Origin of the sequence: Paramicrobacterium chengjingii, from assembly GCF_011751765.2 — a bacterium.
Classification (GTDB): Bacteria; Actinomycetota; Actinomycetes; order Actinomycetales; family Microbacteriaceae; genus Paramicrobacterium; species Paramicrobacterium chengjingii.
This window is the reverse complement of record NZ_CP061169.1, coordinates 2,645,230-2,662,333: the sequence shown is the minus strand read 5'-3', so window position 1 is coordinate 2,662,333 and position 17,104 is coordinate 2,645,230. Positions and strand designations below refer to the sequence as shown.

Genomic DNA, 17,104 nt, shown 5'->3' with positions numbered 1-17,104 from the left:
TCGATACAGGAATGTATCCAATACACGAATGTATTCGATACACTCGTGTATTGCAAAGTGAATTCAGGAAGGTGTCAGGATGGTCAGCTCAACGACCGATACAGCGTCTGCGCGTCGCCAGAAGACGCGAGATCGCCTGCTCGATGCCGCGTATGACGTGTTTGCGGAGGTCGGCGTCGATGCGGCACCCGTCGAGCTCATTGTCGAGCGCGCGGGCTTCACGCGAGGCGCGTTCTATTCAAACTTCGAGACCAAGAACGAGCTCTTCGTCGCGCTGGCGGAGCGCGAAAACGATCGACGAATGGCGCAGGTGCAGGTGGGCCTCGATACGGTGCTGCCGGGCCTCGACGGGGAGGCACTGTCGCAACTGTCAATGACGGAGCGCGTCGACGTTATCACTGGACTCGTCGCCGACTTTCTCAAGCTGCAGGGCGACGACAGGCAATGGTGCGTTATCGAGTCCGAGTTTCGCGTGCACGCGCTGCGCAATGCCGACTTCGGCCGCTATCTCGTGGAGCACGAGACAGAGATGCAGCGCCAGCTCGCGCAGGTTCTCGATACCACCCTGCTCAATTTCGGGCAACGATTCGTCGTCGATCCTCTGGTTGCCGTGCGCATCATCACCACAGCGTACAAAGACGTCTCCGTGCGTGGTCTGCTCGCAGGAACAGGCATTCCCGCGCAGTCAGACTCCGAGTTGCACAACGTGATTGCCAGCGTCGTTGCGCTGTTCACCGAACCGACCGTGCCGACCCCGGCTACTTCGTGAACAGTGTCTCTGCCTGTTCGAGTTCCATGCCCTTTGTCTCGGGCACCTTGATCAGGACGAAGACGAACGACAGCGCGGCGAAGACGGCGTACATGCCATAGGTGAGGGGCAGCGACCACTCCGACATCGACGGGAACGTGACAGTGATCGCGAAGTTTGCGATCCACTGTGCAGCCGCAGCGACGCCGAGCGCCTTGCCGCGGATCTTCGGCGGGAAGATCTCGCCGAGCAACACCCAGACGAGGGGGCCCCACGACGCGGCGAACCCGATCACGAACAGGTTTGCGGCGACGAGTGCGATCGGCCCCCATGCACCGGGAAGACTGACATCTTCTCCGCTCTTTGCCGCGAAGCTGAAGGCGAGAGCCATAGTGCCGAGCGAGATCGCCATCAGCACCGAGCCGCTCAGCAGAATCGGACGCCGCCCCACTCGGTCGACGAGAAGAATCGCGACGAAGGTGAGCACGACGTTCGTCACCGACGTGATGACGCTCACAAGCAGTGAGGACTCTTCGGTGAAGCCGACGGCTTTCCAGAGGCTCGTCGAATAGTAGAAGATCACATTGATTCCGACGAACTGCTGGAAAACCGAGAGGATTATGCCGATCCAGACGACGCCCTGGAGGCCAAGCACAGAACCTCGCAGGGTTGCGCGGGCGTTCTTTTCGTCGGTCTCGATCGCCTTATTGATGTCGTTGATGTTGCGTTCGACCTCGGACTCGATGACGAGTGTCTTGAAGATGGCGCGCGCTTCATCGACGCGCTTCTTCGCCAAGAGGTAGCGGGGAGACTCGGGAAGCGTGAACGACAAAACGATGTAGACGACGGCGGGCACTGCGCCGACGAGGAACATCCACCGCCAGGCCTCGAGGCCGATCCACAGCTGCTCGTCTGCGCCGCCCGCCGAGGTTGCGAGCACGGCGTCGCTCAACAAAGCGGCGAAGATGCCGAGTGTGATGGCGAGCTGCTGGTAGGAGGCGAGTGTGCCGCGAATCTGGCGCGGTGAGATCTCGGCGATGTATGCGGGGGTCACAACCGAGGCGATGCCGATGCCGATGCCGCCGAGGACGCGCCAGACAAGCAGATCCCACGGCCCAAGCGTGAGGCCGGCCCCGATGGAACTGATGAGAAACAGGATGCCGCCGATGAAGATGACGCGCAGCCGGCCGTACCGGTCGGCGAGCCCTCCTCCGATCCAAGCGCCGAGCGCGCAGCCGAGCAGCGCCACGGCGACAATGAACCCGGTGAGTGCGGGGCCGAGCGAGAATGCGTGGTCGACGGCGTCGACGGCGCCGTTGATGACGGATGAGTCGAACCCGAAGAGAAAGCCTCCGACCGCGGCCGCAATAGAGAGGCCGTACGCCTTTTTCGTATACGGAGTGGATTGTGCTGACATCGGTATCGCTCCCCTCGGAGAACGATCGAGCGTCCGTTCCCCCTACGATTCGATGGGCGGCAGGCGCCGTCCGACATCACGAGCCTACATCTGCGACCGGCAGCGAAAGCAAGCAAACGAGGCAGGATGCTGTGATCGAACGCGTGTCTCCGACGCGAATGGCAATGCTGCAATACCGTGAAGAACATGACACGTATTGTCTACAACACGGCGACGTCGCTTAACGGGTTCATCGCCGATGAGCAGAACTCGCTTGATTGGCTCTTCGCCGTCGAATCGGGCGAGGCTCCTGACCACGGCGCGTTCATGCGCGAGGTCGGTGTGATCGTTGAGGGTGCGACGACGTACGAGTGGGTGCTGAGCTCGACGAAGCTGATGGAGCATCCCGAGAAGTGGTCGTCATTCTTCGGAGACCACCCGACGTACGTGTTCACGAGTCGCGACCTGCCCATTCCCGAGGGTGCCGATGTGCGCCTCGTTGGCGGCGATGTGGGCGAGCATCTCGACGACATCGTCAGGGCAGCATCCGGTCTCGATGTGTGGCTCGTCGGCGGCGGTGAACTCGTCGGTCAGTTCTACGACATCGGAGCTCTCGACGAGATTCAGGTGTCGATTGCTCCCTCGGCGCTCGCGGGCGGAGCGCCGCTGTTTCCTCGTGCAACGGCCCCAGGCGATCTCGAGCTCACCGAGGTGAAACGCTATGGCGGATTCGCACACCTCTGTTACAGCGTGCAGCCGGAATCCGACTGACGCGGCGGCCGCGGACGCCTACGCGAAGTGCTCGCGCAGCGTGCTCTCGTGCGTCTGTCGCAGGTCGTCGACAGAGACAGTGAAGTAGTCCTGCACCTCGAGTGTCGCGTCAGAGGAGGCAGCACCGTCTGTGACGCCGATGCGCAGCACGGGGTACCCGCGCCCCTCGCACAGTCCGCGAAACTTCACGTCGTCTTCGCGAGGCACCGAGACAACCACACGTCCTGTTGACTCGGAGAAGAGGGCGGATGCCGCGTCGACGCCGTCGCGCTCCATGATCTCGCCGAGCCACACACGTGCTCCGACGCCGAAGCGCAGCACAGACTCGACGAGTGCCTGGGCGAGTCCGCCGTCAGAGAGATCGTGCGCCGATGCGAGAAGCGATTGCTGCGACCCCGCGTGCAGCAGAGCAGCGAGGTCTTTTTCACGCTGAAGGTCGACCTTCGGCGGGCGGCCTCCGAGGTGCCCGTGCACGGTGCCCGCCCATGCCGAGCCGGAGAGCTCCGTGCGGGTCGTGCCAAGAAGATAGATGTTGTCGCCCTCGTCTTGCCAGCCGCTCGGCACGCGCTTGGCAACGTCGTCGATAACGCCGAGAACCCCGACGACGGGTGTGGGGAAGATCGGGGTGTCGCCGGTCTGGTTGTAGAACGAGACGTTGCCCCCTGTGACGGGAATGCCCATCTCGAGGCAGGCATCAGAGAGGCCTTCGACGGCTTCAGAGAACTGCCACATCACCTCGGGGTTCTCGGGGCTGCCGAAGTTGAGGCAGTCGGTGACCGCTGCGGGTACGGCACCGGTGGCGGCGACGTTGCGGAATGCCTCGGCGAGGGCGAGCTGCGCTCCCGCACGGGGATCCAGCTGGCAGTAGCGGCCGTTTGCGTCGGTGGCGATCGAGAATCCGAGCCCCGACTCCTCGTCAACGCGGATCATTCCCGCATCATCAGGGAATGACAGCGCCGTGTTGCCGAGCACGTAGTAGTCGTACTGGTCGGTGATCCAGCTCTTGTCTGCAAGATTCGCCGAGCCGACAAGCTTCAGCGTCTGCTCCTTGAGCACGGCAGGGTCGTCGCTGCGCTCGAGTGCGCTCGCCGTGTCTGCCTGCAGCGCGTCGATCCAGGTCGGGTAGGCAACCGGGCGGTCGTAGACCGGGCCGTCGACGGCGACTGTCGACGGATCGACGTTGACGATCTCTTCGCCGTGCCAGTTGATGACGAGCCGCCCGGTGTCAGTGACCTCACCGAGCACGCTCGTTTCGACATCCCACTTCGCGGCGACGGCGAGAAATGCATCGAGCTTCTCGGGCGCGACAACCGCCATCATGCGCTCCTGAGACTCCGACATGAGAATCTCTTCCGCCGTGAGGGAGGGGTCACGAAGCAGCACGCCGTCGAGCTCGACGAACATGCCGCCGTCGCCGTTCGCGGCAAGCTCGCTCGTCGCGCACGAGATGCCCGCGGCGCCGAGGTCTTGAATTCCCTCGACGAGCTCATCGCGGTACATTTCGAGGCAGCACTCGATGAGCACCTTTTCGGCAAAGGGGTCGCCCACCTGCACGGCGGGCCGCTTGGTCGGGCCGCCGTCGTCAAAGGAGTCAGAAGCCAGAATGGATGCTCCGCCGATGCCGTCGCCTCCCGTGCGGGCGCCGAAAAGCACCACCTTGTTTCCGACACCGGATGCGTTGGCCAGGTGCAGATCTTCGTGGCGAAGCACGCCGACCGAGAGCGCATTGACGAGCGGATTTCCCTGATACACCGGGTCGAAGTACGTCTCGCCGCCGATGTTGGGAAGTCCGAGGCAGTTGCCGTAGAACGAGATGCCGCTTGTCACACCGTGCACCACGCGTGCGGTGTCTGGGTCATCGATTGCGCCGAAGCGCAGCTGGTCCATGACGGCCACGGGGCGAGCACCCATCGAGATGATGTCGCGCACGATGCCGCCGACGCCGGTGGCGGCACCTTGGAAGGGCTCGATGTAGCTCGGGTGGTTGTGGCTCTCTACCTTGAAGGTGACAGCCCAGCCCTCGCCGATGTCGACGACGCCGGCGTTCTCACCCATGCCGACCATGAGGCTCTTCGTCATCTCGGGCGAGACTTTTTGACCGAACTGACGCAGGTACTTCTTCGAGCTCTTGTATGAGCAGTGCTCGCTCCACATCACCGAGTACATCGCGAGCTCACCCGAGGTAGGGCGTCGGCCGAGAATCTCTCGGATCGCCGCATATTCGTCGGGCTTCAGGCCGAGGGCCGCATATGGCTGCTCCTTCTCGGGAGTCGCTGCTGCGTTCGCGACGGTGTCGGCGCCGGTGTCTGCTGGGATGCTCACGGAATACTCGCTCCTGGGGACGAAAAAGGGGCGTGGCTGCACGCCGGACCGTTGTCAATCCTACCCGGGCGCGACGCAGGAGGTGATCGTGAGCAGAATCGTTGTTGCCCCGGCATCCGAGCAGTGGAATGCTTGCGAAAAAGAGGCGATAGGGGAGAGACAACATGTCAGTGGCGTCGACGGTTCTCGCCAGACTCGGTGAGCTTCGCGAACGGCAAGAGGAGTTTTACAGAGATCTACACAGAAACCCCGAACTATCGCATCACGAGCACGAGACTGCGACGAAGGCGGCGCAGTGGCTGCGCGGGCTTGGCCTTGATGTGCAAGCCGGAATCGGTGGGACTGGCGTTGTCGGAATTCTGCGCAACGGCGACGGGCCCGTCGTTCTGCTGCGTGCGGACATGGATGCGCTCCCCGTCACGGAACAGAGCGGCGTCGACTACGCGAGCGAGGCAACGGCATCAGACGAGAATGGTCACACAGTGCCTGTCGCCCACGCGTGCGGGCACGACGTGCATGTGGCGTCGCTTGTGGCTGCCGTGGAGCTGCTGAGCAGATCGCCGGCACAGTGGAACGGCACTGTCGTTGCGCTTCTGCAGCCCGCCGAAGAGACGGCCGACGGTGCAGCGGGCATGCTCGACGATGGCCTTGCCGAGCTGATCCCGACACCAGACATCGCCCTCGCGCAGCATGTGCTAGCGCTACCGGCCGGAACGCTGGGAGTGCGGAGTGGGCCGTTTCTCACGGCGGCAGACAGCATCCGCATCATCATTCACGGCCGCGGCGCTCACGGATCGATGCCGCAGGCGAGCGTTGACCCCGTTGTGCTCGCAGCGCACATCGTCGTCAGGTTGCAGACAATTGTCTCCCGTGAAATTGCGCCAGCGGAGACAGCCGTGCTGACGGTCGGCAGCATCCAGGCCGGCACGAAGAGCAACGTCATTCCCGAGTCAGCCGTGCTGCAACTCAACATCCGCACCTACAGCGAGCAGACGCGCTCCGCGCTGTTTGCTGCGATCCGGCGTATCGTCGATGCCGAGTGTGTCGCCTCGCTGTCGCCGAAACCTGCGGAATACGAGGTCTTCGACAGTTTTCCGCTCACAGCCAACGACACGGAGGCAAGCGAACGCGTCGCCGCTGCATTCACCACGCACTTTGGTGAGCAGAACAGACCCATAGAGAAGCAGTCAGCGAGCGAAGACTTCAGCGACATTCCGAACGCTCTCGGAGTGCCGTACGTGTACTGGGGCATCGGGGGAATCGACGCAGAGCAGTATGCCGCTGCCGAGGCAGCAGGGCGCGTGGCGCAGGACATTCCCGTGAATCACTCACCCGAGTTCGCGCCCGTGATCCAGCCGACACTCGACACGGGCACGCGAGCGCTCGTCGTCGCGGCACTCGCGTGGCTTGCGAAATAGCCTCCGTTAGTCCCGACTTGAGCTGCCGGTGCCACGGCGCTTCCACTCGCGCGGCACCGGCGCGTTCCAGCTGAAGTGCAGTCCGAGCACACGGATGAGAAAGCAGACAGCTGCTGCGACGACCGCGGTGACGGGGCCGTAGAGCCCGAACAGCGACGCGATGACGGCGAGGCCGGCGCCGATGAAGGCCGGCACAGCATAGAGCCCGTCACTCAGCACGGAGGGCACACGTCCGAGCAGCGCATCGCGAAGCGTGCCTCCGCCGACAGCGGTGATGGTGCCGAGAATGATCGCCTGGACCGGCCCGAGCCCGAACTCAACGGCTTTGATCGCTCCGGTGATCGCGAAGAAGCTCAGCCCGACGGCATCCAGCACCTCAATCGGTGTGGACAGTCGAACGAGACTGTTTCCGAAGGCGAACGCGATGAGCGCGCCGACTGCCGCGACAGCAAGATAGCGCCAATCCTGAAAAGTGGCGGGCGAGAGGTTGAGCATCACATCGCGGATGACCCCGCCGCCCATCGCCGTGATCATGCCCAGAGCGATGACGCCGACGATGTCGACGCGAACGGCTCTGATCGCGGTGAGTGCACCATTGAGCGCAAACGCGAATGTTCCCGTGAGGTCAAGAAGCAGCAGGAGCAGTTGCTGATCCATCAACGGTGCGTTCCCGTGCTCATGTCCCTATTCTGACCGTCGCGCGTGAGAAACGAAACCGGCAGTCGGGTCAGGAGCCCCACTCGGTGGGCGGGCCGAGCGTGAGGAGCGTGCCGAAGACGACGCCGACGGCCACCACAAGCAGGACGCTGAGCAGGGCCGGGTGCCGGAGGAAAAACCGAAGCCACGCGCTCACCCATGTCGCGTCGCGTGGGTCATCCGTCTTCTCGCGGCGCCAGCCACCCTCGAGCATGCCGCGGCGCTCAAGGCTGCGGTCGAACGGAATCGTCGCGTAGGGGATGATCGCCGTGGCGACGGCGCCCACAACCTGAAGTGGCCTCCACCGCTGGTTCACGCCGACGAGGCCCGCTGTGAAGGCGTAGGCGACAAAGATGATGCCGTGTACACTCCCGCCAATGGTGACGGGCCAGTCGCCGAGCTGAACGACGTATTTGAGGAGCATTCCGAGGATCAGCAGCGTCCACGTGATCGTCTCGGCGATCGCGAGGATGCCGTAGAGGCGTCGGGGTGTCAGCGCTTTCGACGTCTCGGATGCTGCCACGGGTGAAGTCTCAGATGGGGCCATGTTCACTATCGTCTCTTACGCACGCTGACGAAGCATCGTCCAAAAGATGGAATGTGAGTTGCTACACAGCTTGGAGCGCTGTGATCGCCGAGGCGAAGAAGCGCAGCCCGTCGACGCCGCTGCGCATCGCAGCATCCGTATCCGGGCCGAATCCAGCTTCGATCGCGTGCTCAGGGTGCGGCATGAGCCCCACAACGTTGCCGCGTTCATTTGTGACCCCTGCGATGTCGCGAAGCGAGCCGTTCGGGTTCACACCGACGTAGCGGAACGCAACGCGCCCCTCGCCCTCGAGCCTGTCGAGCTCGTCGTCCGCCGCGATGAACCCGCCCTCGCCGTTCTTCAGCGGAATGACGATCTCCTCCCCAGTGGAGAAATCGTTCGTCCACGCGGTGTCGGCGTTCTCGACGCGCAGCGTCTGGTCACGGCGCACGAACGTGCCGAGCTCATTGCGAATCAGGCCGCCGGGCAGCAAATGCGCCTCGGTGAGCATCTGGAAGCCATTGCAGATGCCGAGAACGGGAAGACCCTTGTTGGCGGCATCGATCACCTCGGCCATGATGGGCGAGACCGATGCGATGGCTCCGGCACGCAGATAGTCGCCGTAGCTGAAGCCGCCGGGAAGTACGATCGCATCGACGTTTTTGAGATCGTGTTCGCCGTGCCAGAGCGCGACGGGCTCAGCATCCGCAAATCGAATTGCCCGCTGTGCGTCGCGATCGTCGAGGGAGCCTGGAAAGGTGATGACTCCGATTCTCATCGTGCGTCCGCCTCGCGCACCGAGACGACGTCTTCGATGACGGAGTTGGAGAGAATCTCGCCTGCCACTGTCGTGACGTCGTCAATCACCTCCGGCGTCACCTCGTCAATCGTGATCTCGAAGCGCTTTCCGACACGCACACCAGAGACGGCGGCATGGCCGAGGCGCGAAAGCGCGCCGTGCACGGCCTTCCCCTGTGGGTCGAGCAGCTCGGCCTTCGGCATGACATCAACAACAAGAATGGGCACGTGTGACTCCGAACGAAACACTGGCGGCAAGGATGCTGCCAGTCTACTGTGTCGGCACGCAGCAAACTTTCGACGGATGACCACCGGAGGTCACACGGAATAGGCTCGAGTGCATGAGATACTCTGCGCTGACTCCTGTCTTTACGGGGCTGCGCTGGGCGCTGCATATTCTGCTCGTCGCACTGACCGTCTTCGCTATCGTGCACGCTGAGATTCTGCAGTCGGAACACGCGCGTGCCGTGCAGGTTTTGGGTGCGGCCCTGCTCATCGTTTACTTCGGCGGTGCCGCGGTGGCGCATTTGGCGTGGTTCGGCGGCACGCGGCTCTCGCTCTTCTCATATGCGTGGATCGGAGTGCTCGGCCTCGTATGGCTCGGCATGCTCATGGTCACCATGGATGCCGCCTACATCGTGTTTCCCCTCTTCTTTCTGTTTCTCCACCTGCTGCCCATGACCGCGGGCATCGTCAGCGTCATCGTGTCGACGACGCTGACGATCGCGATGCTCGGGTACCACTCGGGCATCAGCGTCGGCGGCGTGATCGGTCCCGTGATCGGAGCATCCGTCGCCCTTGCGATCTCGGGCGGATACTCGGCGCTCTATCGCGAGGCGAGGGAGCGCGAGAAGCTCATCGAGGAACTCACTGCGACACGGGGCGAGCTTGCCATTGCCGAGCGTGAAGCCGGCGTGCTCGCCGAGCGAGAACGTCTCGCCCGAGAAATCCATGACACCGTAGCGCAGGGCCTGTCGAGCATCCAGATTCTGTTGCACGCGACGGAACGCGTCGACCCGGACAGACCCGGCATCGAACAGCTTCAGCTTGCAAGGCAGACCGCCGCAGACGCGCTCGTCGACACGCGGCGAATCATCCGAGAGCTCACGCCTCCCGTGCTCGATGAGCAGACCCTCGCCGGCGCGCTCACTCGACTCGCTGCGTCGGCAGAGCACACGCTGCGCACAAGTGGACGTGCAACCCGTGTGCGCTTCCATCTCGTCGGCGAGGCGCATCCGCTTCCCATGACTACCGAGACAACGCTGCTCAGGGTCGCGCAGAGTGCCATCGCCAACGTTCAGCAGCACGCCAAGGCAACGGCGCTCAACATCACGTTGACGTTCGACGAGGATGCCGTGACTCTCGATGTCGTCGACGACGGAGCTGGCTTCGACACGTCGACTCTCGAGAATCGAAACGGAGCGTCTTTCGGCATCACGGCCATTCGCCGACGGGTCACCGAGCTCGGTGGAAGAATGTCGATCGAGTCCGTCCCCGGTGAAGGCACCGCCCTTGCCGCGACGATACCGCTCACCGAGGAGGCAGGATGATTCGCTTGTTGATCGCCGACGACCATCCCGTTGTGCGGGCAGGGCTGCGCGCGCTATTCGAGACCGAAGAGGATATGACGGTCATCGCGGAAGCTGCAACGGGTGTCGAGGCCATGCGGATGGCTGACCACGACATTGACTTAGTACTCATGGATCTGCAGTTCGGTGGCGGAACGCAGGGCGTCGAAGCGACGCGGCGCATTCGAGAGGCAGGCGGTCCCCGTGTGCTCGTGCTTACGAACTACGACACCGACGCAGACATTCTCGGAGCCGTCGAAGCGGGAGCCGCCGGATACTTGCTCAAGGATGCCCCTCCGGCCGAGCTTCTCACGGCAGTGAGGGCGGCTGCAGCGGGGGAGACGGCGCTCGCCCCCAGCGTCGCCGGTCGCCTCGCCGCACGAAAGGATGCCGCGTCGGTCGCGCTCAGCCTGCGCGAAGCCGAGGTGCTCGATCTCGTTGCGAACGGGCAGTCGAACCGTACGATTGCCCGGCAGCTCTTTCTGTCGGAAGCGACAGTGAAGTCGCACCTGGTTCACATCTTCACGAAGCTCGGTGTCTCGAGCCGCACGCAGGCCGTCGCCGCAGCTCGCGAGCGAGGACTGATCCGCTCGCAGTAGCGGTGGCGACACCTGCCGAACACGCGTCGTTCACCGGCAGGCTACCCCCGATACTCACGTGATTCGGGTCGAACTCTTACGTTTGAGCCGTCACTGCAGAGAAAGGGCTACTCGCGATCATGACCATGGACGCAGAAACGCTGACGATCGAGCCGGCGCGGCGCATCGACGACGACGTGGAGTTCTACGACGTTCCTGTTGAACTCGCGGTTCTTGACCTGACTGGAACCACGGTGCGCGACGCTGGGCTCGCCGAAGCCGCGTTCACTCGTGCAGCCGAGCACGTGGGCCTTGTACAGAGCGAAGACAGCCTCACCTCCATGCTCACGTATCTGCATGACGCCACGGGGCGCTCAACAATTGACGTCTTCCGATCGCTCACCGCAGACGAGGCGACGGCGCAGAGCGCCGCTGCGGCGTTCGACGCGGAATACCTGGAGAACATTGGCTCGCTTGAAGCTGTCGACGGTGCGGAACACACGCTTCACTTGTTGCGCGACGCGGAGGTCTCCATCGCACTCACCACAGGGCTGCCCCGTGACACCGTGAACGCAATCGTCGCCCACCTCGGGTGGCAAGAGTCCATTGACGTTGCGTTGTGCGCAGCGGATGCAGGGCGAGGCATACCGTTTCCCGATCTGCCGCTCACCGCGCTCATGCGCACAGGTGCGCAGTCGGTCGACTCGATGGTGGTCGTCGGCGACACCGTCAATCATGTGCGCAGCGGACTTGCCGCGGGCGCTGGGCTCGTTGTGGGAGTGCTCACGGGTGCGCACAGTGCCGAACAACTGCATCAGGCGGGCGCAGACGACGTGTTGGGGTCGATCGCTATGCTTCCGGCGATGCTCGGCGTCAGCTCAGACGTGTGACGTCGCGCTCTCAGCTGGAGTGCGTCGCCGGGTTGTGCAGCGTGCGCAGCGCTGTGACGACGTCTCGGTGCCAACGCTCTGCGAGAGGAACCACGGCGCGAAAATCGACGGTATCGTGCACAGCGCCCATGTACTCGACGGCTGATGCTTCAACGCCAGCGGCGCGCAGAGCGTGAGCATACGCCCTGCCATCGCCACGAAGCACGTCGAACTCTGCCGTGAGAATCACAGCGGGCGGCAACCCGCGCAGATCATCGGCGAGCAGCGGCGACGCAAGTGGATCGCGGGCGCGTGAGCGGTCGCCGAGGTAGGCCCTCGCCACCTGAACGAGCTCGCGCCTGGCGAGAAAATAGGGCACGTGCAGCGTCCACAGTGGCCTGAAATCGATGTGTTTGCCGGTCAGGTCAAGAGCAGGCACCTCGAGAACCTGTAGGCAGAGCGGATGCCGCGACCGCTGCCGATTGGCAAGCGTCACTGCCGCCGCAATGTTTCCACCAGACGAGATTCCTCCAATGGCGACGTGCAGCGGGTCGATGCTCAGCTCAGCTGCGTTCTCGTGTACCCATTCGAGAACGGCGTAGCCCTGCTCGACAGGAGTAGGGAAGCGGTGCTCGGGTGCGAGCGCGTAGTCGACGGCGATCGTGATCACCTCGGCATCTGCAGTGCGTGAGCGAAAAAGTGCGTCTTCGCTGGCCCAGTCGATGCCGCCGAGCTGAAACGACCCGCCGAAGAACATGATCACTGCGGGGCGAGGGCCGACGGCATCCGTTGTCGGTTGATAGATGCGCACCCTCACGTCGGGGTGCCCGGTGACGGGGATTGTGCGGTCGTCTGTAGCAAGTTCAGGTCCGTAGACCCCGATGCGGTTGAAAAACTTGGTGTCCCACGCTCGCGCGTTCTTCCGCTTCCAGTCGGCGGTCGATCGCCGTGCCGTTGTTGCAGCGTGAGCGCTCGCGGCCGTGCGCGCCTGGTGCCTGGCCGTGCGCGAGCCGAATCGAGCAAAGAAGCGCCGTGTCGACAGAAACGTTCTGCGCCGAAACTGCTGAACGAGATCGCGCAAGTGCGAACGATGCATGGCAGCGAAGTAGGGATCGAGTGGCACGGGCAACCTCCAGCATCCTCAATTATGCCGCCCAAGCGATCCGCGTCGGCGTCACTGTTCAGAAACTATTCGGCTGCCGTCACAGTGATCAGGTTGTCCCATGGGTCGTCAAAACTGAGCGTGCGTCCGTCATCGCGTGTCTGGAGTTTGTGGTGGCGAAGGCGCTCGTCCAGCTCGCCGAGCCCGTCGCGTGTGGGCAGCTCGATGCCGATGCGCCCGAGGCCGAGGGCCGGCATGCGGGGACCAGCACCTCGACTGTTCCAGACGTTCATCGCCATGTGGTGGTGATACCCACCCGCAGAGACGAAGAGCGCTTGATTGCCCAGGGATGCTGTCGCGTCGAAACCCAGCGTGTTCACGTAGAACTCCCGGGCAGTTTCAGTGTTACCGACGGAAAGGTGCACGTGCCCAATGACGGCTCCGCCCAGTTCCAGCGGATTCGGCGTCGTCGCCGCTTGCTCGGTGAGATGGTCGCGCAGATATTCATTTGGATCGAGGTAGAGGGTTGCCATCTCGACCTGGCCGTGCACCCAGCTCCACTCGGTGCGATCTCGATCCCAGTAGAGCTCAATTCCGTTGCCTTCGGGGTCGGTGAAGTAGAACGCCTGGCTCACGAGGTGGTCGGCGCTGCCGGTGAAAGTTCCCGGCTGGGCACGTGCAACCGAGTAGAGGGCAGCGGCGAGAGCGGACTGCGATTCGAACAGAATGGCTGTGTGGAACAGGCCGGCCGCCCCGGTGGGTGCGTGGGTGAGGGCGGGGGAGTGCTCGAGGATCACAAGGGGCTCCGCGCCACGCCCCAGTGTGACGGTGCCCTCCGATTCGGCGATGACCTGCAATGTGACGGCGTCGCGGTAGTACGCGGTCATGCCGTCGAGATCGGCGACGAGAAGGGTGACGGCGCCCATGGACGTGTCAGCCGCGAGCTTGTTGGACGGATCGAGTGCAGTGGTCATGATGGGTATAACAGTAGTTGTAGCAACAACATTCCCGCACGTTCAGATCTCTTGGTTTCTGCACTTTTCCGCCGTACGCTTCGAAGCAGCGGAGCCGAACGGCGAAGTCAGAGGAGGGGTGCTCATGAGTTGGGGACGTGTTCTGGTCAGAGTGGTCGTCGGCGGGCTTTTTGTGGGGCACGGCCTGCAGAAGCTGAAGGGATCATTCGATGGCCCGGGGCTCGCGGGCACTGAGAAGATGATGCAGAGTCTCGACATGGAGCCGGCGAAGGAGAACGCGCTCGCCGTCGCACTCGCTGAGACGGGTGCCGGGGCGGCGATTGCCGCTGGTGTGGCCACTCCGCTCGCGGCGAGCGGACTCATTGCCTCGATGGTGACGGCAATTCGAAAGGTGCACGGGAAGAATGGCGTGTGGAATTCGAACGGAGGGTTTGAATATAACCTGGTGCTCATTTCGACCCTTGTTGCCATTGCCAGCGAGGGCCCAGGGCGCGCGTCGATCGACGCTGTTTTCGGCAAGTCTCGGTGGGGTGGCGGTGGGGGCCTGTTTGCACTGCTTGTCGGTGTGGGGTCGTCATTCGCCGTCGTTGAGATGGGCAAGCGTGCGGCCGAGCAGAAGCGCCTCGTCGATGGCGGCGGCGAGGTCTAGTTGCCCGTCACGCGCTCCAAAAGCTCGCGATAGCGGTTCGCCGTACGCTCGATGATCTCGGGCGGCAGCTCGGGAGGTGTGCCGGTCATGTTCCAATTCTCGGTGAGCCAATTGCGAACGATCTGCTTATCGAAGCTGGCCATGCGCTGCTCGGGGGTCTCGCCCGACGTCCAGGCGTTGGCGTCCCAATATCGCGACGAGTCCGGTGTGAGCACCTCATCGGCGAGGGCGATCTCGCCCGTCTCAGGGTCGCGGCCAAACTCGAACTTTGTGTCGGCAAGAATCAGGCCGCGAGACTCGGCAGTCGACGCTGCCTTCGCGTAGATCGAGAGAGCGAGGTCGCGGATTGCTGCGGCATCCTCTTCTCCAATGAGTTCCACGGTTCGCTCGAACGAGATGTTCTCATCATGCTCACCGAGTGGCGCCTTCCACGCTGGTGTGTAGAGCGGCTCGGGGAGGCGATCACCGTTCTGCAGGCCGCTCGGTAGTGGGATGTCGCAGACCGTGCCGTTCTGCTCGTATTCCTTCCAACCCGATCCGGTCAGGTAGCCGCGAACGACGGCCTCAACGGGAAACATGTCGAGCTTCTTGACGAGCATCGCCCGCTCGGCGATCTCAGGGGGAAGGGCGGCGTGTCCGCGCTCGCCTTCGGCGTGACTGGCGACGAGGTGATTGGGAACACCGAGTTTGTCAAACCACCACAGGCTCAGGCGTGTGAGCACTTCGCCCTTGCCAGGGATGCCAGGCGAGAGCACGTAGTCGTATGCGCTCACGCGGTCACTGGCGACAAGGAGCATGGCGTCGCCTGCTCCTGCCACGTCCGTTGCGGGAGATGCGGGCTCGAAAAGGTCGCGCACCTTTCCTGAATAGAGATGGTTCCAGCCGGCGGGTGTCAGGTTTGTGCTCACCCCTCCATTATCAGGGCTTTTCTGGAACGGTTGATTTTAGAGTGCGGAGAGCGGGGTCTCCTCTCGTTCTCCACAATTGTCGCGTGCGGTCGACGCTAAGCGCGAGGACGTACCAGACACGCCACCATTCTGATTCGCATCTTCCCGTGTCGGGGCAAGGGAGTATATTCCTTGAGGAACACCTGGAAGACGACGGCGTTCCTTCCCGAACACTCCCTCAGTCAGGACGCCAGTGGAAAGAACTCAAAGGCCGTGGGCTGCTCTCTGGGCACTCGTCATCGGCTTCTTCATGATCCTCGTCGACACGACGATCGTGTCTGTTGCCAACCCCGCGATCATCACGGGGCTCAATACAACGATCGAGAGTGTGCTCTGGGTGACGAGCGCGTATCTGCTCGCCTACGCCGTTCCGCTGCTCATCACCGGGCGGCTCGGCGATCGATTCGGACCAAAGAACCTCTACCTCATTGGGCTCGCTCTGTTCACCGTTTCATCCGCCGCGTGTGGGCTCTCCAGCGACATCACCATGCTCATCGTGGCGCGTGTAGTGCAGGGCTTAGGGGCATCGATGATGACGCCGCAGACGATGGCGGTCATCACACGTATCTTCGCGCCAGACAAGCGTGGTGCGGCCATGGGGCTGTGGGGCGCGACAGCTGGCGTCGCCTCGCTCGTCGGGCCGATCCTCGGCGGCGTTCTCGTCGACGGATTCGGCTGGGAGTGGATCTTCTTCATCAACGTTCCCGTCGGCATCATCGCCTTCGTCGCTGCCGTGCGCTACGTGCCAGCGCTCGCGACGCATCGGCATCGCTTTGACATCGTCGGCGTCATTCTCAGCGCCGCCGGCATGTTTCTTCTCGTCTTCGGAATCCAAGAGGGCCAAAGCTACGAGTGGGGGCAGATCTGGGGTCCGATCTCCGTGTGGTCGCTCATCATCACCGGTGTCGTCGTGCTCATCGCATTCGTCGTCTGGCAGCGCTTTACCCGAAGTGAACCGCTCGTCCCCCTTCGACTGTTCCGCGATCGCAACTTCTCGCTCGGCAACACGGTGATCACAGCCGTTGGATTCGCGATCATCAGCATGTCGCTGCCGCTCATCTTCTATCTGCAGATGGTGAGAGGGCTCACTCCAACCGAGTCGGCGCTCATGCTGGTGCCGATGGCCGTGATCTCCGGCGTGCTCGCCCCCTTCGTCGGCCGTCTGATCGATCACATCAACCCTCGGCTCGTCGCAACAGCGGGCATGGTCTGTTGTGCCGTATCGCTCACGTGGTACGCAGCAGTGCTCACTCCAGACCAACCCATCTGGATTCTGCTGCTGCCAAGCGCGGTCATGGGCCTCGCGAACTCCGCCATGTGGGGGCCGCTCGCCACCATGACAACGCGCAATCTTCCCCCAGCCCTCGCTGGTGCCGGATCCGGCGTCTACAACACGACCCGGCAGGTCGGCTCGGTTCTGGGAAGCGCCTCAATCTCGATGCTGATGCAGGCGCGTCTTGCGACAGAGCTTCCGGGTCACGAGGGATCGTCGGGATCGGACGCTGCCGGTCTCTCTGGAGAGCTGCCAGAGTTTCTTCACGCGGGATTCAGCGCAGCCATGGGGCAGGCGCTGCTGCTGCCCGCAGCCCTCGCCATTGTCGGTGCCATCGCTACGCTTTTCTTTGCAAAGCCGAAACCGATCGCCGCCGCGTGGTCACCGCCGAGCCCCTCGCCCAAAGCCTGAGCATGTGGTGCCCGAGCCCTTGACCGTGAGGCACCGGCTGGATAACGTCAGAGCACAA

The 17,104-nt window shown here is 63.2% G+C and carries 16 protein-coding genes and 1 pseudogene; 8 read left to right on the top strand and 9 right to left on the bottom strand.

Annotated elements, in window-relative coordinates:
• Positions 1 to 79 precede the first annotated feature (79 nt).
• Positions 80 to 769, top strand: a complete 690-nt coding sequence (locus HCR76_RS12925) for a TetR/AcrR family transcriptional regulator (protein ID WP_166991169.1) — start codon at positions 80 to 82, stop codon at positions 767 to 769.
• Here HCR76_RS12925 and HCR76_RS12920 read toward each other — a convergent pair.
• Positions 759 to 2,174: pseudogene (locus tag HCR76_RS12920) on the bottom strand (sugar porter family MFS transporter); the annotation flags it as partial. The gene HCR76_RS12925 and the pseudogene HCR76_RS12920 overlap by 11 nt on opposite strands.
• 177 nt (positions 2,175 to 2,351) lie before the next feature.
• Between HCR76_RS12920 and HCR76_RS12915 the strand changes: the two are divergent.
• Positions 2,352 to 2,915: a dihydrofolate reductase family protein gene (locus tag HCR76_RS12915; RefSeq protein ID WP_166991162.1), complete on the top strand. Its 564-nt coding sequence runs from the start codon at positions 2,352 to 2,354 to the stop codon at positions 2,913 to 2,915.
• Positions 2,916 to 2,933: 18 nt separating this feature from the next.
• Here the strand turns inward: HCR76_RS12915 and purL are convergent, their stop codons facing one another.
• Complete coding sequence (gene purL, locus HCR76_RS12910; RefSeq protein WP_166991159.1) at positions 2,934 to 5,237, bottom strand: phosphoribosylformylglycinamidine synthase subunit PurL; 2,304 nt, start codon at positions 5,235 to 5,237, stop codon at positions 2,934 to 2,936.
• A gap of 164 nt (positions 5,238 to 5,401) precedes the next feature.
• Between purL and HCR76_RS12905 the strand changes: the two genes are divergently transcribed.
• On the top strand, positions 5,402 to 6,655 hold the full coding sequence (locus HCR76_RS12905; RefSeq protein WP_166991156.1) for an amidohydrolase: 1,254 nt from the start codon (positions 5,402 to 5,404) through the stop codon (positions 6,653 to 6,655).
• 6 nt (positions 6,656 to 6,661) lie between these two features.
• Here the strand turns inward: HCR76_RS12905 and HCR76_RS12900 are convergent, their stop codons facing one another.
• From HCR76_RS12900 to purS, 4 genes are all read right to left on the bottom strand, one after another.
• On the bottom strand, positions 6,662 to 7,312 hold the full coding sequence (locus tag HCR76_RS12900; RefSeq protein ID WP_166991153.1) for a trimeric intracellular cation channel family protein: 651 nt from the start codon (positions 7,310 to 7,312) through the stop codon (positions 6,662 to 6,664).
• Between the two features lie 70 nt (positions 7,313 to 7,382).
• On the bottom strand, positions 7,383 to 7,874 hold the full coding sequence (locus HCR76_RS12895) for a DUF3817 domain-containing protein (protein ID WP_244971391.1): 492 nt from the start codon (positions 7,872 to 7,874) through the stop codon (positions 7,383 to 7,385).
• A gap of 85 nt (positions 7,875 to 7,959) precedes the next feature.
• On the bottom strand, positions 7,960 to 8,655 hold the full coding sequence (gene purQ, locus HCR76_RS12890) for a phosphoribosylformylglycinamidine synthase subunit PurQ (protein ID WP_166991147.1): 696 nt from the start codon (positions 8,653 to 8,655) through the stop codon (positions 7,960 to 7,962).
• Complete coding sequence (gene purS, locus HCR76_RS12885; RefSeq protein ID WP_166991144.1) at positions 8,652 to 8,903, bottom strand: phosphoribosylformylglycinamidine synthase subunit PurS; 252 nt, start codon at positions 8,901 to 8,903, stop codon at positions 8,652 to 8,654. Before purS ends, purQ begins: the two co-directional genes overlap by 4 nt.
• A gap of 113 nt (positions 8,904 to 9,016) precedes the next feature.
• Here purS and HCR76_RS12880 point away from each other — a divergent pair, with 113 nt between their 5' ends.
• From HCR76_RS12880 to HCR76_RS12870, 3 genes are all read left to right on the top strand, one after another.
• Positions 9,017 to 10,225 (top strand): sensor histidine kinase, encoded by a 1,209-nt coding sequence (locus tag HCR76_RS12880; protein WP_166991141.1) that lies wholly within the window; start codon positions 9,017 to 9,019, stop codon positions 10,223 to 10,225.
• Positions 10,222 to 10,842: a response regulator gene (locus HCR76_RS12875; protein WP_166991138.1), complete on the top strand. Its 621-nt coding sequence runs from the start codon at positions 10,222 to 10,224 to the stop codon at positions 10,840 to 10,842. Before HCR76_RS12880 ends, HCR76_RS12875 begins: the two co-directional genes overlap by 4 nt.
• Positions 10,843 to 10,961: 119 nt before the next feature.
• A complete protein-coding gene (locus HCR76_RS12870; RefSeq protein WP_244971390.1) occupies positions 10,962 to 11,711 on the top strand; it encodes an HAD family hydrolase in 750 nt (249 codons plus the stop codon).
• Positions 11,712 to 11,721: 10 nt separating this feature from the next.
• Here HCR76_RS12870 and HCR76_RS12865 read toward each other — a convergent pair whose 3' ends face one another.
• On the bottom strand, positions 11,722 to 12,813 hold the full coding sequence (locus HCR76_RS12865; protein WP_166991135.1) for an alpha/beta hydrolase: 1,092 nt from the start codon (positions 12,811 to 12,813) through the stop codon (positions 11,722 to 11,724).
• A gap of 65 nt (positions 12,814 to 12,878) precedes the next feature.
• Positions 12,879 to 13,766, bottom strand: coding sequence for a VOC family protein (locus HCR76_RS12860; RefSeq protein WP_198248055.1), 888 nt, complete (start codon positions 13,764 to 13,766; stop codon positions 12,879 to 12,881).
• 124 nt (positions 13,767 to 13,890) lie between these two features.
• Here HCR76_RS12860 and HCR76_RS12855 point away from each other — a divergent pair, with 124 nt between their 5' ends.
• Positions 13,891 to 14,415: a DoxX family protein gene (locus HCR76_RS12855; protein ID WP_166991132.1), complete on the top strand. Its 525-nt coding sequence runs from the start codon at positions 13,891 to 13,893 to the stop codon at positions 14,413 to 14,415.
• Here HCR76_RS12855 and HCR76_RS12850 read toward each other — a convergent pair.
• Positions 14,412 to 15,323 carry a phosphoribosylaminoimidazolesuccinocarboxamide synthase gene (locus tag HCR76_RS12850; RefSeq protein WP_166991128.1) on the bottom strand — a complete coding sequence of 304 codons (912 nt, stop codon included), beginning with the start codon at positions 15,321 to 15,323 and terminating at the stop codon, positions 14,412 to 14,414. The genes HCR76_RS12855 and HCR76_RS12850 overlap by 4 nt on opposite strands.
• Before the next feature lie 232 nt (positions 15,324 to 15,555).
• On the opposite strand from HCR76_RS12850, the gene HCR76_RS12845 reads away from it, so the two are divergent.
• Positions 15,556 to 17,046: a DHA2 family efflux MFS transporter permease subunit gene (locus HCR76_RS12845; protein WP_166991125.1), complete on the top strand. Its 1,491-nt coding sequence runs from the start codon at positions 15,556 to 15,558 to the stop codon at positions 17,044 to 17,046.
• Positions 17,047 to 17,104 lie beyond the last annotated feature (58 nt).

Excerpts from the sequence above, each read along its gene's own strand:
- HCR76_RS12870 (WP_244971390.1), top strand. The coding sequence starts at position 10,962 with ATGACCATGGACGCAGAAACGCTGACGATCGAGCCGGCGCGGCGCATC.
- HCR76_RS12905 (WP_166991156.1), top strand. The coding sequence starts at position 5,402 with ATGTCAGTGGCGTCGACGGTTCTCGCCAGACTCGGTGAGCTTCGCGAA.
- purQ (WP_166991147.1), bottom strand. The coding sequence starts at position 8,655 with ATGAGAATCGGAGTCATCACCTTTCCAGGCTCCCTCGACGATCGCGAC.
- HCR76_RS12860 (WP_198248055.1), bottom strand. The coding sequence starts at position 13,766 with ATGACCACTGCACTCGATCCGTCCAACAAGCTCGCGGCTGACACGTCC.
- HCR76_RS12900 (WP_166991153.1), bottom strand. The coding sequence starts at position 7,312 with ATGGATCAGCAACTGCTCCTGCTGCTTCTTGACCTCACGGGAACATTC.
- HCR76_RS12875 (WP_166991138.1), top strand. The coding sequence starts at position 10,222 with ATGATTCGCTTGTTGATCGCCGACGACCATCCCGTTGTGCGGGCAGGG.
- HCR76_RS12915 (WP_166991162.1), top strand. The coding sequence starts at position 2,352 with ATGACACGTATTGTCTACAACACGGCGACGTCGCTTAACGGGTTCATC.
- HCR76_RS12925 (WP_166991169.1), top strand. The coding sequence starts at position 80 with ATGGTCAGCTCAACGACCGATACAGCGTCTGCGCGTCGCCAGAAGACG.
- HCR76_RS12855 (WP_166991132.1), top strand. The coding sequence starts at position 13,891 with ATGAGTTGGGGACGTGTTCTGGTCAGAGTGGTCGTCGGCGGGCTTTTT.
- HCR76_RS12880 (WP_166991141.1), top strand. The coding sequence starts at position 9,017 with ATGAGATACTCTGCGCTGACTCCTGTCTTTACGGGGCTGCGCTGGGCG.